At 72.8% G+C, this 14,259-nt stretch carries 15 protein-coding genes and 1 pseudogene; 8 read left to right on the plus strand and 8 right to left on the minus strand.

From position 1 onward, the window contains the following. Nucleotides 1–19: 19 nt before the first annotated feature. On the minus strand, nt 20–493 hold the full coding sequence (locus tag ACIBH3_RS18270; protein ID WP_396312992.1) for a pyridoxamine 5'-phosphate oxidase family protein: 474 nt from the start codon (nt 491–493) through the stop codon (nt 20–22). A gap of 67 nt (nt 494–560) precedes the next feature. On the opposite strand from ACIBH3_RS18270, the gene ACIBH3_RS18275 reads away from it, so the two are divergent. Next, a complete protein-coding gene (locus tag ACIBH3_RS18275; RefSeq protein WP_396312993.1) occupies nt 561–1,169 on the plus strand; it encodes a DUF1697 domain-containing protein in 609 nt (202 codons plus the stop codon). 49 nt (nt 1,170–1,218) lie between these two features. Beyond that, entirely contained in the window at nt 1,219–1,767 is a 549-nt protein-coding gene (locus tag ACIBH3_RS18280; protein WP_396312994.1) for an FHA domain-containing protein, read from the plus strand. 72 nt (nt 1,768–1,839) lie between these two features. Here ACIBH3_RS18280 and ACIBH3_RS18285 read toward each other — a convergent pair. Next, nucleotides 1,840–2,749 (minus strand): annotated as a pseudogene (locus ACIBH3_RS18285) (DUF1152 domain-containing protein). Between the two features lie 122 nt (nt 2,750–2,871). Between ACIBH3_RS18285 and ACIBH3_RS18290 the strand changes: the two are divergent. Then, nucleotides 2,872–3,444, plus strand: a complete 573-nt coding sequence (locus ACIBH3_RS18290; protein ID WP_396312995.1) for a DUF6891 domain-containing protein — start codon at nt 2,872–2,874, stop codon at nt 3,442–3,444. 93 nt (nt 3,445–3,537) lie between these two features. Here the strand turns inward: ACIBH3_RS18290 and ACIBH3_RS18295 are convergent, their stop codons facing one another. Continuing rightward, nucleotides 3,538–4,218, minus strand: a complete 681-nt coding sequence (locus tag ACIBH3_RS18295; protein ID WP_396312996.1) for a TetR/AcrR family transcriptional regulator C-terminal domain-containing protein — start codon at nt 4,216–4,218, stop codon at nt 3,538–3,540. 166 nt (nt 4,219–4,384) lie between these two features. On the opposite strand from ACIBH3_RS18295, the gene ACIBH3_RS18300 reads away from it, so the two are divergent. Further along, entirely contained in the window at nt 4,385–5,908 is a 1,524-nt protein-coding gene (locus ACIBH3_RS18300) for an FAD-dependent monooxygenase (protein WP_396312997.1), read from the plus strand. A gap of 102 nt (nt 5,909–6,010) precedes the next feature. Here the strand turns inward: ACIBH3_RS18300 and ACIBH3_RS18305 are convergent, their stop codons facing one another. Then, nucleotides 6,011–6,748, minus strand: a complete 738-nt coding sequence (locus ACIBH3_RS18305) for a hemerythrin domain-containing protein (RefSeq protein ID WP_396312998.1) — start codon at nt 6,746–6,748, stop codon at nt 6,011–6,013. Nucleotides 6,749–6,945: 197 nt separating this feature from the next. On the opposite strand from ACIBH3_RS18305, the gene ACIBH3_RS18310 reads away from it, so the two are divergent. Both ACIBH3_RS18310 and ACIBH3_RS18315 read left to right on the plus strand, forming a co-directional pair. After that, nucleotides 6,946–7,467: a SigE family RNA polymerase sigma factor gene (locus tag ACIBH3_RS18310; protein ID WP_396312999.1), complete on the plus strand. Its 522-nt coding sequence runs from the start codon at nt 6,946–6,948 to the stop codon at nt 7,465–7,467. 54 nt (nt 7,468–7,521) lie between these two features. Then, a complete protein-coding gene (locus ACIBH3_RS18315) occupies nt 7,522–7,905 on the plus strand; it encodes a hypothetical protein (protein ID WP_396313000.1) in 384 nt (127 codons plus the stop codon). 80 nt (nt 7,906–7,985) lie between these two features. Here the strand turns inward: ACIBH3_RS18315 and ACIBH3_RS18320 are convergent, their stop codons facing one another. Beyond that, the gene (locus ACIBH3_RS18320) at nt 7,986–9,059 is read right to left on the minus strand and encodes an alpha/beta hydrolase (protein ID WP_396313001.1); all 1,074 of its coding nucleotides are present in this window, start codon (nt 9,057–9,059) and stop codon (nt 7,986–7,988) included. A 549-nt stretch (nt 9,060–9,608) separates the two neighbouring features. Between ACIBH3_RS18320 and ACIBH3_RS18325 the strand changes: the two genes are divergently transcribed. After that, entirely contained in the window at nt 9,609–10,352 is a 744-nt protein-coding gene (locus ACIBH3_RS18325) for an SDR family oxidoreductase (RefSeq protein WP_396313002.1), read from the plus strand. A 119-nt stretch (nt 10,353–10,471) separates the two neighbouring features. Continuing rightward, nucleotides 10,472–11,377, plus strand: a complete 906-nt coding sequence (locus ACIBH3_RS18330; protein WP_396313003.1) for a DMT family transporter — start codon at nt 10,472–10,474, stop codon at nt 11,375–11,377. 19 nt (nt 11,378–11,396) lie between these two features. On the opposite strand, the gene ACIBH3_RS18335 is transcribed toward ACIBH3_RS18330, so the two are convergent. From ACIBH3_RS18335 to ACIBH3_RS18345, 3 genes are all read right to left on the minus strand, one after another. Then, a complete protein-coding gene (locus ACIBH3_RS18335) occupies nt 11,397–11,531 on the minus strand; it encodes a hypothetical protein (RefSeq protein WP_396313004.1) in 135 nt (44 codons plus the stop codon). 163 nt (nt 11,532–11,694) lie between these two features. Further along, nucleotides 11,695–13,437, minus strand: a complete 1,743-nt coding sequence (locus ACIBH3_RS18340; protein WP_396313005.1) for a carbohydrate-binding module family 20 domain-containing protein — start codon at nt 13,435–13,437, stop codon at nt 11,695–11,697. Between the two features lie 302 nt (nt 13,438–13,739). Beyond that, a complete protein-coding gene (locus tag ACIBH3_RS18345) occupies nt 13,740–14,078 on the minus strand; it encodes a P-II family nitrogen regulator (protein ID WP_396313006.1) in 339 nt (112 codons plus the stop codon). Nucleotides 14,079–14,259: the final 181 nt, after the last annotated feature.

The following is a 14,259-nucleotide window of genomic DNA, read 5'->3' on the forward strand; positions in this document are numbered from 1 at the left end:
GAGGCCTGTCAGAGGGGCCCTAGTCCCGCTGGACGACCTTCACCGGCTCGCCCGGGTGCCAGGAGCGGATCCACAGCCGGTCGCCCTCGACGGTGGTGAGCACCACGTGCTCCAGCTCCAGCCGGAAGGCGTGGTACGGGCCGGGCGGGGGCGGCTGCGGCAGCTCGGACTCGTAGGCGGACAGCTCGATCTCGTCGGTGATCTCCACGGCGCGGCCGGAGACCTTGGCGTCCCCACCCTCCATCGACTCATCACCCGGATGGCTGTGCAGGGCGAAGCGGGTGTCCCGCTGGAGATCACGGGCCTTCATTGCGCCGTACATCGATCCGATCGTCAGATCGGCGCCGATGAAGGCCACCTCGGTACCGCTCACCCGCGGCGAACCGTCCCTGCGCAGCGACGCCAGGACATGGTGCTTGTTGGCCTCGAAGCGGGCCCGTACCAGGGGCGCCAGGTCGGGGGCCTCGTGCTCGAAATCCTGCCAGGTAGCCATGGCGACAGTCTGGCACCGGGCACCGACAACCGGGCCGGTTGTCGGTGCCCGGTGCCAGACTGGCCAGGTGACCAGCACCAGGACCAAGGCAGGCAGAAACAGCACCGGCACGCCCGCGACGGACGGCCCGGCGACGACCTACATCGCGTTCCTGCGGGCGATCAACGTGGGCGGGCGCACGGTGAAGATGGAACGGCTGCGCGCGCTGTTCGAGGAGCTGGGCCTGGGCGGCGTCCGCTCCTACATCCAGAGCGGCAACGTCTTCTTCACCAGCACCGAACAGGACCGCGCCGCCCTGACCCGGCGGATCGAGGACCACCTGGCCGCCGGGCTCGGCTACCCGGTGCCGGTCATGCTGCGCACCGTCGAGGAGATCGAGCGGCTGCTCGCCGCCGAGCCGTTCACCGGTATCGAGGCCACACCCGACGTGCGGCTGATGCTGGTCTTCCTCTCCGAACCGCTGCCGAGGGGGTTCGAGCTTCCGCAGAAGTCACCCAAGGGGGACTTCGAGATCCTCGGCGCGGACCAGGGCACCGCGTACGTGGTGATCCACCTTCAGGGCGGCCGGATGAACATCAACCCGGGCGACGTCTTCGGCAAGACCTACGGCGGCCAGGGCACGGCCCGCTTCCTGCACACCACCGCCAAGATCCTGGCGGCCGCGAAGAAGGGCTGAGCGGGGCGGAATCTGGACAGTCGTGCGGGTGGAGCCCGACAATCACCGTATGACGTCTCCTGAGATCAGCACCCGCGCGGCGCGGCCGTCGGAGGCCGAGCGGGAGCAGGCGCTCGGGGTGCTCAGGGAGAGCGCCGGGGTCGGCCGCATCTCCCACGACACCTTCATGACGCGGATGGAGATCGTGCTCCGCGCTCGCACCAGAGCAGAGCTCGACGAGGTGATGGCGGACCTGGCGCCCCGCGGTGGGGTCTCCGGGCTGGTGCTGCGGATGGTCGGCCGGCTGTCCGCGTTCGCGGTCCGGGTACGCGGCGCCTGGCAGGTCGAGCAGCTGCCGGGGCTGAGCCTGCCGAAGGGCGGCGGGGCACAGCTGCTGACGATCGGCCGACTGCCGGGCTCCGACCTCCGGCTGAGCCACGCCTCGGTCTCGCGTACCCATGCGGAGCTGCGCCGCGAAGGGGACGGCTGGGTGCTGTACGACCTCGGGTCCACCAACGGGACGCATGTGAACGGCCGACGGGTCGCGGGGGCGGTCAGGGTGCGGTCGGGTGATCAGGTGCGGTTCGGCGGGCTGGAGTTCCGCCTGGCCGCGGACTGAGCCGGGCGCGAGCTCAGCGAGGCGCGCACCGAGCCCGCCGTGGACCGACCGCGGCGCCGAAGTGGGCGGGACTCAGTGCGGGAACCGCCGGGCGGGGCGCAGCTGTCCGAGGCCGTCCCGGAACTCCTCGATGGCGGAGGCGATCTGCCGGGTCAGCCGGGTCTGCTCGATCCGGTCGAGGTACCGGTGCTCGGCCGCGAGTGCCTCGACGGTGACCGTGAAGTAGATCGTCATCAGCGGGTTCACGAAGAGCTCGCTGTGCTCGGTGCGGTCGGTGAACCTGACGTCGCCGAACTCACCGCGCAGGGCGGCGGCGACGGATCCCTGCACGATGCTGGGGTGCTCGGGGAGCGCGGCCCGGGCGTGCTCGACGGCGTCCAGGTAGAGACCGGCCTCCCGGCTGTCGCGCGGTATCGAGAAGGCTCCGAGGTAGCCGCCGGCCCGCTCCAGCGCGGCGAGGTTCTCCAGCACCAGTGAGTGGTTGACGCCGTGATAGGCGTCGACGCCGAAGCCCACGCAGGCGACCAGGCGCTCGGGGATCTCGGGCATCCCGGCGACCGCGGCGAGGCTGGCCATGTCCTCCTCCGGCGTGCCGAGGCCAGGCTCGTCACCGCGCATCAGGATGTCCGTACCGCCGTCGACCAGCACGATCGCGTCGATGTCCAGCTCGGCGGTCAGCGCGCGGTAGGGCGGCGCGCAGCGGCTGGACGCCGACCGAGCCCAACGCCCAGACGGTGTCGGGCATACCGTGCAGTCGCAGCCAGCGGGCAAGCGTCCGCTCGGGGAAGTACCGCTCGGCGGAGGCGGTTTCGGGGCGGATCCGGGCGACGTGCGGCTCCAGCCAGACCGAGAGGTCGAGACCGTCGAGATGGCTGAAGGAGAGATTGGCGAGGTGCACCTCCTTGCCGGCCTCGCGCAGGGCGATCGCGAGCGGCAGGCCCGCGTAGACGTCGAATCCGCCGCCGGCGCCGGCGATCAGGATGCGCTCGGCCGCGCGGAGGCGGCTGACCAGCGGGGGTTCCAGGAGAGGTCATCGGGCGGACGCTAGCACCGGGAGGTGGCGGACGGTCAGGAATTGTCAGTAGGGGGTGCAAGGATCTGAACATGACCGAGGACACGCTGCTCTCCCCCGATGTACTGCGCGACGCCGAGGAGCGCGCGCGGGAGTTGATCCGCTGCGGATTCCAGGAGGCGGACGAGATAGCCGAGTCCCTGGTCGACTTCCTCGACGACCAGGGGCTGACGGAGGAACAGGCGGCGCGGATCGTCGCACCGCTGTGGCAGCAGCAGTTGGCGGAGCAGGCCGGCTGGCCGGCGGTGACGGACGTCGACCGGCTGGTGGAGGCGTTCGACGCGCTGGAGGACAGCGGCATCGTCACGGCGATGGACTTCACCTGCTGTAGCAGCTGCGGCTACGCCGAGATCGGCGGGGAGGCGGAGGAGAGTTCACGGGGCTTCGTGTTCTTCCACGAGCAGGACACCGAGCGGGCGGCGGCCGGCGGCGGCCTGATGCTGCGCTACGGGGGCTTCCGGGGCTCGGCGCAGGAGACGACCCGGATCGGGCATGCGGTGGTGGCCGCGCTGGGCGAGGCCGGGCTGGCGGTGCGGTGGAGCGGCTCCCCGGACGAGGCGATCACCGTCGCGCCGCTGGAGTGGCTGCACCGGCTGCCGGAGTAGCGGCCGGCACGTCCAGAGCGGGACGGCCAGCCGCCGGGGGACCGGGGGGACGCCACGGCGAGCCCGCCGACCCCCGGTGGGCCGGGCGCGCGCTCAGGCGTCCGGCAGAAGTTCGGCCGCGACACCGGCCAGGATGATGGCGAGCCCCCGCTCGAACCGGCGGTCGTAGTCGGCGAAGAGGTCCCGGCCGGCGGCGGCCGCGAGCGGGTGATCGGTCCCGATCCGGGCCGCTCGCTCGGCCGGGTCGTAGGCCGACGCCGGGGAGCCCTCACCGGGCAGCGGCTGGACGGCCTGCTCCTCGATCACGAAACCGATGGTGTACGCGTAGGCCGTGAAGAAGGCCTGGACGGCGTCGCCGAGTTGGAAGCCCTCGGAGACGAGGATCTCCAGCAGCATGTTCTGGCCCTCGGTGTGGCCCTGGTCGGTCAACCGGGTGCCACTGAAGACCTTGGCGCCGTCGCGGTAGCCGAGCAGGCCGGTGCGCAGGGTGCGGCAGGTGGTGGCGAGGACCTGGCGCCAGTCGGCCGGGCGGGCGGCGGCAGCGCCGTCCTGGCCACCTCCACCCTCGCCGACGGCAGTCATCCGGCGGAGCATCTCGGTCGCCATCTCGTCCAGCAGCGCCTGCTTGCTTGCGAAGTGCCAGTAGAGCGCGGGCGCCTTGACGTTCAGTTCGGTGGCGATGCGCCGCAGCGTCAGGCCTTCGAGGCCGGTCTCGTTGAGCAGCCGTAGGGCGGTGTCGACCACCAGGGCGCGATCGAGCTTCTGTGCCGCCATGTACCGGCCCTGCCTCACTGTCCGTAGCTCCGCGGCTGAACCCTTGAACCTCCGCGCCCCTGAACGCGGGCACGCCTGAGCCCAGAATTCTGGACCCTTGACAACTTAACACCGTTAAGGCCATCCTCGGAAACGTCCGCAGCTTAACGATGTTAAGGAGGCTCTCGTGAAGGACACGGGCCAGACCACCGAGCACGAGCACATCGAGGTCCTGATCGTGGGCGCCGGCCCGACCGGTCTCACCCTTGCCTGCGACCTCGCCCGGCGCGGCGTACGGGCGCTGCTGGTCGATCGCGCCGCCGCGCTGTTCCCCGGCTCGCGCGGCAAGGGACTGCAACCGCGCACCCAGGAGGCCTTCCACGACCTCGGCGTCATCGACGCCGTCCACGCGGCCGGTGCGCCGTACCCGCTGATGGCCGGGTGGGAGGACGGCGAACGGACGGGCGAGTGGGCGCTCTTCGAGCGTGGCACCCCCGGGCCGACCACCCCGTACGCCGAGACCTGGATGCTGCCGCAGTGGCGGACCCAGGAGATCCTGCACGCGCGGCTGCTGGAGCTCGGCGGGACGGTCGGCTTCGGCATCGCCGTGACGGACGTCCGGCAGCACCCCGACCGGGTCGAGGCTGCACTGACCGACACGGACGGCACCGCCAGGACGGTCACCGCGCGGTACCTGGTCGCCGCCGACGGCGGGCGCAGCACCGTACGCCGGGCGATGGGCATCGCGATGATCGGCGAGGAGGTGGACCCCCGGCCCGCGCTGGTCGCCGACGTACGGATCGACGGCCTGGACCGCGACAACTGGCACATCTGGCCGAAGGCGCCGGGCGGCGCGCTGCTGCTCTGCCCGATGCCCAGCAGCGCGGACTTCCAGCTGTTCGCCCAGTTCGAGGAGGGCGAGCCGGACACCTCGGCGGATGCCGTCGGCGCGCTCATCGCCGCCCGCACCCACCTGCCGCGCAGCTCGGTCCGCGAGGTGCGCTGGGCCTCGGACTTCCGGCCGCGGGCGGCGCTCGCCGAGCGCTTCCGGCTGGGCCGGGTCTTCCTCGCCGGGGACGCTGCGCACATCCACTCCCCCGCCGGCGGCCAGGGCCTGAACACCAGCGTCCAGGACGCGTACAACCTCGGCTGGAAGCTCGGCCAGGTGCTGCGGCACGGCGCCGACCCGGAGCTGCTGGACAGCTACGAGCAGGAGCGGCTGCCGGTCGCGGAAGGGGTCCTCGGCATCAGCACCCGGCTGCACCGGGCGGGCGGCTCGGGGCAGGGCCTGGTCAGCACCGGCGCGGCCAGGCGCGGCGAGGACACCGACCAGCTCGGGATCGGCTACCCGGACAGCCCGCTCACCGTGGAGGCGCGCGGGGCGACAAGGGCGGCCGAGGCGACCGTCGCCGGCGCCCTGCGGGCCGGGGGCCGTGCACCGGACGCACCGTACACGGGGGCGGACGGCACCGCGCGGCACCTGTTCGAGTTCTTCCGGGGCACGCACTTCACCCTGCTGGCCGTCGGCTGTGAGCTGCCGCCGACGTCGGCGCTGCCCCCTGGCCTGCGGGCCCTGCGGCCGACCGGCCGGGTGGCGGCCGAGGCGTACGGACGCGGGCTCTTCGTGATCCGTCCGGACGGCTATGTCGGCCTGGCCACCGATGACCCGGCCGATCTGCCCGGCTACCTGGCGCCGCTGGGCGTGGGCTGAACGACGCGCGGCGCGGCGACGGGTGGCGGTGCAGTGGCGGGCGGGGTGCCGAGCACGGGGCGGGGGCGGGGGCAGGACGGCCGGTGCGCGCGCCCGCGCCGGTCAGTCCGCGAGGCCCCAGAGCGGGCCGGTGCAGCGCTCGTACGTGGCCTGCCAGTGCGGCCAGTGGCGGGCGGTGGTGTCGTCGCAGTCGGCCAGCAGCCCCTGGATGGTGGCCTCGTCGACGCCGTCCAGCAGCCAGGTCAGCGCGTCCGCGTGGCCCGGGCCGTCGGCGGCGCGCAGCAGGTCGAGCAGCTCGGGGAGGGTGCCGATCCGGGAGGTCGGTGCGAAGACCTTCTCCATCCGGGGCAGCAACTGGCGCTCCTCGACCCGCAGATGGGTCTCCAGCCGGGCGGCCAGGTCCTCGATCGCGTACGCGACCGGCCAGGCGCTGCCGGGGTCGCGGGTGGCGATCCGCACCAGGGTGGTGACCCGGGTGAAGGAGTGGTCCAGGTTGTGGTGGTCCGACTCCAGCCAGTTGAGCAGCAGCCGCTGCTCGGGCGCGAAGCGGCGCACGACCGGCCAGAGCCGGGTGTCCTGCTGCTCGTGGTGGCAGGTGAGCATCGCGGTGAGAAAGTCCCAGTGGCGCTGGAGCGCCTCGGCCTGGATCTCGTCACCTGGCTGGAGCAGTCGCAGCGCGTTGGGCAGTCGGGCGAGGTCGCGGCGCAGTGCGCGGTGCACCAGCCGCACTCCGGCGAAGCGCATGGGCGCCACGTCGGGCTCGCCCTCCGCCGGCTCACGGCTCGGGTCCGCCTGGGCGGGGACGTTCGGGGACTCGACGGGCAGCAGATGGCTGGGCATGACGCTCTCTTCGCAACTGGCTGAGGCTGGGTGAGTCTGGCTTCACCAGAGTGGTCACAGTCGATCAGGGTCGAATCAATGTCCGATTGACGTGCAGGTCAGCGCCGTGACGCAACATTTCGGGGGCTCCTGGGCGTGTAGTGAACGGGGCGTGCCGAGGCGCGCCCCGGGGGAACGTACGGGGGGCCGTGAAGCAGATGTCACCAGACCAGGAGCAGTCGTTCGACGAGTTCGTCGCGGTCCGCTACGCAGGACTGCGCCGGACGGCGTACCTGCTGTGCGGGGACTGGCACCTCGCCGAGGACCTGGTGCAGACCACGCTGGTGAAGCTGTACGCCCGCTGGCCCCGGCTGCGCGAACCGGAGTCGGCCTGCGGGTACGCGCGGACCACCCTCGTCCGCCACTACATCGACACCAGACGCCGGCGCGGCTCACGGGAGGTCGCGACGGTCGACGTCCCCGAGGTGGTGGACGGCCTGCCCTCCGGCGCCACCGACCCCGACCCGGAGCGGCGGTTGGCGCTGCTGGCCGCCCTGGCGCAGGTCAGCCCGGGGTACCGGGCGGTGCTGGTGCTGCGGTTCTGGGAGGACCAGAGCATCGAGGCGGTGGCGACCGCGCTGGCCACCAGCACCGGCGCCGTGAAGTCCAGCACCAACCGCGGGCTGGCCCAGCTGCGGGCGATCCTGGGCGACTCGCTGCGCGAGATCGCCGGGAGCTGAGTGCGGCGTACCCCGGGCCGGCATCCGGCCGGGCCCGAGCTGACGGAGGAAGAGATGACACTGGACGACCCGGCGTTCGGCGCTGACGAGATGGGCGCCCTGTTCCGCGCGGTGCTGGACCAGCCGGAGCCGTCCCCGCCGCAGGTGGTGACGGACCGGGCCCGCCGGGCCGGTACGCGGCTGCGCCGCAGGCGCCGGCTGCTGACGGCGACCGCCGCGGTGGCGGCGGTGGGCGTCATCGCCTCCGCGGGGGTGGCGGTGGGGCAGCGCGGCCCGGAGGGCGGGAAGTCCGGCATGCCGAGCGCGGCCGCCACCGGCGCCGCCCCCGCTCCGCCGCCCGCCGACGAGGCGACCGTGACCGCGTCGACGCCAGCATCAGCGACCGCATCGGCGACCGCGAGCGTGGAGCGCGCGGGCCGGCGCGAGTCGGCCGGCTGAGGACGGCGCCCGGGACCCCGCCCGAGAGCACGCTGCGCCGCGCCGCGGCCGCTGAGATCCCGGGCCTGCCGACGGCCGCGTCAGTCGGCCTCGGGCCCCGCCAGGTTCTTGGTCAGCCACTGGAGGGTGTCCGGGATCATCTTCTTGAAGTCCGTCGTGAGGTGCTTGCCGCCCGGCTGCTCGTAGTACTCGACCTTCAGCGGACCGGCGGCCTTGGCGACCCACGCCTTGACCAGCTTCATCTCGTACGCGTTGGCGCCGCCGGCGGTCGCGAGCATCCGCACGTCGGCCTTGCCGGCCCCGACCATGACGTCCGGGCTGTTGGCCAGCCGCTCGGCGTCGTGGCCCTTCCAGAGCGGCGAGTCCGGGTTGAAGTAGCCGTCGATCGGGACGGCGGCCTTGAAGGTGTCCGGGTACTGAAGCGCCAGCTTGGCGCTGCAGAAGGCCCCGGTGGAGGCGCCCATCAGGCCCCAGCCGTCGCGGCCCTTGACCGTACGGAAGTTGGCCCGGACGAAGTCGGGGATGTCCTGCGCCATCCAGGTGCCCATCTTGGGCTGGCCGGGGATGTCACTGCACTCCAGGGCCTTGGCCTCGCTGGAGTCCAGGTTCTGCACCGGCATGATCATGATGAACGGGTGCGCCTTGCCCGCCTTGACCAGCTCGGCGTTGACCTCCTGGATCGGCAGCTGGTTGTCCGTCCAGGTGTTGTAGCCGGCGCTCTGGCCGCCCGCGTACAGGGTCAGGACCGGGAAGCCGGTCTTGGCGTACTTCGGGTCGTTGTACTCGGGCGGGAGCCAGACCCAGACCTTGCCGGAGACGCCCGACTTCGGACCGTTCAGTGTCGTCATGATGATCTGGCCGGCCGCGGTGTCCCGGGCCTTGGAGAAGCTCGCGCTCGGGCCGGTGGGCATCAGCACCTTGCTGGGCTTGGCCGGGGCCGTACTGGTGGGCGGCGCGGCGGAGGTGCTGCCGGGCGCGGAGGCCGTGCCGCCCCCGGTGGCGGACGGGGAACCCGCGCGGGGCCCCTCGCCGGCCTTCGCCGCATTGCCGCTCGGGCTGGTGCCCTCGCTCCCGCAGGCCGCGAGCGCGGCGGCCAGGGCGAGGGCGACGGCGCCGGTGAGGACGGCGCGGGTACGGGTGGACTGCGGCTGCACGGTGACGACTCTCCGACCGGTGTCACGCCCGCTCTCTTCGGAGCCGGGCGGCGGCCCCCGGGTGGGACCTTGGCGGCGTGGGGGACGGCGGCATGCCCGTCCTCCGGTCCGGCGCCCCGCCCAGCCCTGCTCCGGTCCTCGGATCCCCGGGGAGCGGCGCGCCGTCCTGCGATCTTATGACGTGGGTCGGAGCGGGCCGGTTGCGCGGCCGGCACCGGGCTTTCCAAGCTTTACCCCTGTTTGGGCAAAGCCTTCCGTGCACCCCCGCCGGTCGACGGGGGCCGCCCCGACGCCACCCCGCCGGGCGGCGGGGACACGTGGGGAACGGGCGGGGAACGTGCGTGGAACGGGCCAGCGGGGGACGACCGGGCGCCGGCGCCGGGCCGGGCTTCGGACCCCGGCCCGCCCGCCCGATCGCCCGCCCGCCCCGGACATCCCGCCATACCGGGACGGGCCGGGCACACCGCTCTTCGGAGCCTTCCACGAGTGACACCCCCCGGGGCAGCCGCGATGATCGACTGACCACCGCAGCCCGCCGAGGAGCCCGTCATGCCGCAGCAGATCGCCGTCGTCACCGGAGCCGGCACCGGCGTGGGCCGGGCCGTGGCACTGGAGCTCGCGGCGGCCGGCTGGCAGCTCGTCCTCGCCGGGCGGCGGGCCGAGCCGCTGCACGAGACGGCCCGGCTCAGCGGCGGGACGACGGCCGTCGTCCCGACCGACATCACCGACGCCCGAGCGGTGAAAGCCCTCTTCGACGAGAGCGCCGAGCGCTTCGGCCGGGTCGACCTGCTCTTCAACAACGCCGGGACGTTCGGCACCCCGACCCCGGTGGAGGAACTCGACCCCGCCGAGTGGCGGGCGGTGGTCGACCTCAACCTCACCGGCAGCTTCCTCTGCGCCCAGGCCGCCTTCCGGCTGATGAAGGCGCAGGACCCACAGGGCGGGCGGATCATCAACAACGGCTCGATCTCCGCGCACGTGCCGCGTCCGCACTCCATCGCGTACACCGCGACCAAGCACGCCGTCACCGGCCTCACCAGGTCGCTCTCGCTGGACGGCCGGCCGTACCGGATCGCCTGCGGGCAGATCGACATCGGCAACGCGGCGACCGACATGACGGCGGCGATGAGCCGCGGGGTGCGCCAGGCCGACGGCCGGATCGCCGTCGAGCCGACCATGGACGTCGCGGACGTGGCGCGGACCGTGCGGCACATGGCGGAGCTGCCGCTGGAGGCCAATGTGCAGTTCGCGACGGTGATGGCGACCGCGATGCCGTACATCGGCCGGGGCTGAGCCCGTCGGCGGGCTCCCAGGTCGGGCTCCCGCATAAGGCTCCCGCATCGGGCCCCGGCCCTCCCGCCCGGCCCGGAAATCCCGGGCGTCGCACCCGCCGCATGGCATAGCTTGGGCGGATGGCTCTTGAGGATCGCACGGCCACCCCCGGCCCGGCCCCGGTCGACCGCGTCGACCGCAGGGCGGTCGTCGCCGCCACGGTGTCGGTCGTGCTCTGGGCCTCGGCCTTCGTCGCGATCCGCGACGCCGCCGACCACTTCGGCCCGGGAGCGCTGGCGCTGGGCCGGCTGCTGACTGGCTCGGTTGCGCTGTTCGCCATCCTGCTGGTCCGCGGCGAGGGCCTGCCGCCGCGCGCCGCCTGGCCGGGGATCGCCGTCTCCGGGCTGCTCTGGTTCGGGCTGTACATGGTGGTACTGAACTGGGGCGAGCAGAAGGTCGACGCCGGCACGGCCGCGATGGTGGTCAACGTCGGGCCGATGGTGATCGCCCTGCTCGGCGGGTGGCTGCTGAAGGAGGGCCTCCCCCGCGGGCTGGTCACCGGCATGGCGGTGTCGTTCGCGGGTGCGGTGGTGGTCGGCCTGTCGATGTCGGGCGGCGGCGAGGCCTCCGTCCTCGGCGTGGCGCTCTGCCTGCTGGCCGCCCTCACGTACGGCGCGGGCGTGGTCGCCCAGAAGCCGGCGCTGCGGCACGCCTCACCGTTGCAGGTCACAGCCTTCGGCTGCCTGATCGGCACGGTGGCCTGCCTGCCGTTCGCCGGGCAGCTGCTCTCGCAGGTCCGGGACGCGCCGCTGCGGGCGACGCTGGACGTCGTCTACCTGGGCCTGTTCCCGACCGCGCTGGCCTTCACCACCTGGGCGTACGCGCTCGCCCGCACCACCGCCGGGCGGATGGGGGCGACCACGTACGCGGTGCCGGCCCTGGTGGTGCTGATGTCCTGGGCCGTACTGGGTGAGGTGCCGGGCTGGCTCACACTGGCCGGCGGGGCACTCTGCCTGGGCGGCGTGGCGCTGTCGCGCCGGAGCTGACGGGCGACACCGGACCGCGTCACTCGTCGTGCGAGTAGCGGTAGCGGTAGCGCAGTGCGGGCGGCGGCGCGAGGGCGTTGCCCCGCTCGCGGTGGCCGTCCCAGCGGCCGCCGGAGAGTTCGACGTCGAGGACGACGGGGATGGGGGTGCTCATGCCCCGATGGTGGCAGCGGGGGGTCGGATCGAGGCTTGACGGCCGCGAGCCACTCGGAGGAGACAATCCCTGGGCACAGCGCTGACGGCCGGCCCGCCTCGCCGAGTGGCGCGAGGCAGGGCGGCCGTCAGCACGCGGGCCGGGGCGCACGGACCGGCCGCGCTCAGGGGCGCCAGGTGTCGTTCAGCGTGACCTTGCCGGACGAGGGCACCGTCGCGGTGCGGTTGGCCCCGGACTCCCAGGTCACCGCGCCGGCGGCGTCCTTGCGGATGTACTTGTACTGGAACGAGGTGCCGGCCGCCAGCGCGACGTCCAGCTTCCAGACCGGGTACGCGGCCGAGGAGAGCGGCAGCGCCTTGCCGGTGTCCCAGCCGCCCAGCGCGGCGTTGTCGCCGACCACGTAGATGTTCTGGCCGAGCACGGTGGTGGCGTTCACCGCGAAGGACGCACCGGAGCTCGCCGGCGGCTGGGTGCCGCCGCCGCTCGCGCCGACGTACAGCGCGACCGCGTCACCCGCGCCGACGGTGGCGGTGAACTTCCCGTCCGAGCCGACGGTGTACGTGGTGCCGGTGCAGCCGCCGCTGACCGGGTCGCCGTGCTGGACGTCGCAGTACGAGCCGGCCGGCAGCGAGGTCTGGAAGGTCTGGGTGACGGCGCCGGACTCGCGGTTGATCGCGACGAAGCCCTTGCCTCCCCGCCCGAACGCGATCGCGTTGTTCCCGTTGGACCACCAGTTGGTGATCCCGGTGCCGGCCACCGCGTTGCGGAAGCCGACCATGTTGGCGACCTGCCGCCAGGCGTGCGTGCAGTTCCAGCCGTCGCTGTAGCAGGCGCTCACGGCACCGCCGTTCGGCGGGCCGTCGTCGTGGCCGGAGAAGGCGTACCCGGAGTAGACGTTCGGCGAGCCGTAGGGGTTGGCCAGCATGAAGACGTTGGCCAGCGTGTAGGCGCTGCCGTCCCGGTAGGTGAGGGTGGAGCCGTTGCGCTCGGTGTCCCAGTTGTCGACGAAGGTGCGGGCCTTGTCACCGGGGAGCAGGCCCGAACCCCAGCCGGAGAGGTCGGCCAGCCGCCCGCCGCTGAAGGCGCTCTTGAGCCAGGTGCCGGAGCGGAACTCGTCCACGTCGCCGGTGCCGGTGTACTCGGACGGCTGGATCGGCTCGCCCGCGCCGTAGATGACCTCCTGCACCCAGTACGCGCCGGGGTTGGCCAGCTTGGCCTTGATGGCGGCGAGGTCGGCGGCGGCGATGTGCTTGGCCGCGTCGATCCGGAAGCCGTCGACGCCGAGCGAGGCGAGGTCGTTGAGGTAGCCCGCGATGGTCTGCTGGACGTACCCGCTGCCGGTGTCGAGGTCGGAGAGGTTGACCAGCTCGCAGTTCTGGACGTTGCCGCGGTCGCCGTAGTTGCTGATCGCGGCGCGGCAGGAGTGGAAGTCCTGGTCCTGGTAGTAGCCGGGGTAGTTGTACTTGCTGTACACGGTGCCGCCGGAACCGGTGCCGGAACCGGCCGACATGTGGTTGATCACCGAGTCGGCGATCACCTTGACGCCGGCCGCGTGGCAGGTGGAGACCATGCTCTGGAAGGACGTCCGGTCGCCGAGGCGCCCGGCTATCTTGTAGCTGACCGGCTGGTAGGAGGTCCACCACTGGGCGCCCTGGATGTGCTCCTGGGGCGGGGAGACCTCGACGAAGCCGTAACCCTTCGGGCCGAGGGTGTCGGTGCAGGCCTTGGCGACGGAGTCGAAGCGCCATTCGAAGAGGGTGGCGGTGACGTCCTTGCTGCTGGGCGGGGTGGCCTGGGCGGCCGGGGCGTTGCCGAGCGAGGCGGTCAGCGAGAGCGCGAGGGCCGCGGAGGCGGTGAGCGCTCCCGCGACGCGGGCACGCCGACGGGTGGGGGCGGTGGGGACCACGTTGTCTCCTGGGGGCTGGGGTGGGGGCAGCCTGGGACCGAATCTGCAAGGTTTCTGAAACTTGCAGGAAACTTGCAGCGCCGAACATATGACCGACCCCATAACCCGTCAAGGGCCTTCGGAGCAACGGTTTGATAGCGCCGACACCGGCCGCATACGACCTTTCAGGGCGCGACTGCGCACGTCAGAGCAGGTCGGGGCCGTCAGGGCGGATCAGCGCACCGGGGCACGCCGGGGCACGCCAGTGCGCCGGGGGACACCGCGCGCCACGCCTCGGGGGCGGCACACGACGGGACGGAGCGTCAGATCGCGTCCGGCCCGCGTTCGCCCGTCCGTACCCGGACGACGGCCTCGACCGGCACGGCCCACACCTTGCCGTCGCCGATCTTGCCGGTACGCGCCGTGTGCACGATGGCGTCCATCACCCGCTCGGCGTCCTCGTCCGCGACCAGGATCTCGATCCTGACCTTGGGCACGAGGTCGATCCGGTACTCGGCACCCCGGTACACCTCGGTGTGCCCGTGCTGGCGCCCGTACCCGGTGGCCTCGGTGACGGTCAGCCCGTGCACGCCGATGGCCTGAAGTCCGTCCTTGACCTCGTCCAGCTTGAACGGCTTGACGATGGCGGTGATCAGCTTCATACGGCGCAGGCCTGTCGGACGAGTGCGTGAGCACGTGGGCGTGGGCCCCCGCACCGCAGGCCCGGAACGCCGCGATCGTACGCGCTCGCGGGGCGCACGGCGAGGTCCTGCGGGCCGAGTCCCGCCGCGCCGTCACACCGCTGCACCCACGCGCCGTCGTGCCGTCGTGCCGTCGTGCCGT

The sequence above is a fragment of the Kitasatospora sp. NPDC050543 genome, assembly GCF_044457565.1.
In the GTDB taxonomy this organism is placed as follows: domain Bacteria; phylum Actinomycetota; class Actinomycetes; order Streptomycetales; family Streptomycetaceae; genus Kitasatospora.

Coding starts and splice junctions, on each gene's coding strand:
- ACIBH3_RS18310 (WP_396312999.1), top strand. CDS start 6,946: ATGTCACCAGACCAGGAGCAGTCGTTCGACGAGTTCGTCGCGGTCCGC.
- ACIBH3_RS18335 (WP_396313004.1), bottom strand. CDS start 11,531: ATGAGCACCCCCATCCCCGTCGTCCTCGACGTCGAACTCTCCGGCGGC.
- ACIBH3_RS18270 (WP_396312992.1), bottom strand. CDS start 493: ATGGCTACCTGGCAGGATTTCGAGCACGAGGCCCCCGACCTGGCGCCC.
- ACIBH3_RS18325 (WP_396313002.1), top strand. CDS start 9,609: ATGCCGCAGCAGATCGCCGTCGTCACCGGAGCCGGCACCGGCGTGGGC.
- ACIBH3_RS18305 (WP_396312998.1), bottom strand. CDS start 6,748: ATGCCCAGCCATCTGCTGCCCGTCGAGTCCCCGAACGTCCCCGCCCAG.
- ACIBH3_RS18280 (WP_396312994.1), top strand. CDS start 1,219: ATGACGTCTCCTGAGATCAGCACCCGCGCGGCGCGGCCGTCGGAGGCC.
- ACIBH3_RS18315 (WP_396313000.1), top strand. CDS start 7,522: ATGACACTGGACGACCCGGCGTTCGGCGCTGACGAGATGGGCGCCCTG.
- ACIBH3_RS18295 (WP_396312996.1), bottom strand. CDS start 4,218: ATGGCGGCACAGAAGCTCGATCGCGCCCTGGTGGTCGACACCGCCCTA.
- ACIBH3_RS18330 (WP_396313003.1), top strand. CDS start 10,472: ATGGCTCTTGAGGATCGCACGGCCACCCCCGGCCCGGCCCCGGTCGAC.
- ACIBH3_RS18345 (WP_396313006.1), bottom strand. CDS start 14,078: ATGAAGCTGATCACCGCCATCGTCAAGCCGTTCAAGCTGGACGAGGTC.
- ACIBH3_RS18290 (WP_396312995.1), top strand. CDS start 2,872: ATGACCGAGGACACGCTGCTCTCCCCCGATGTACTGCGCGACGCCGAG.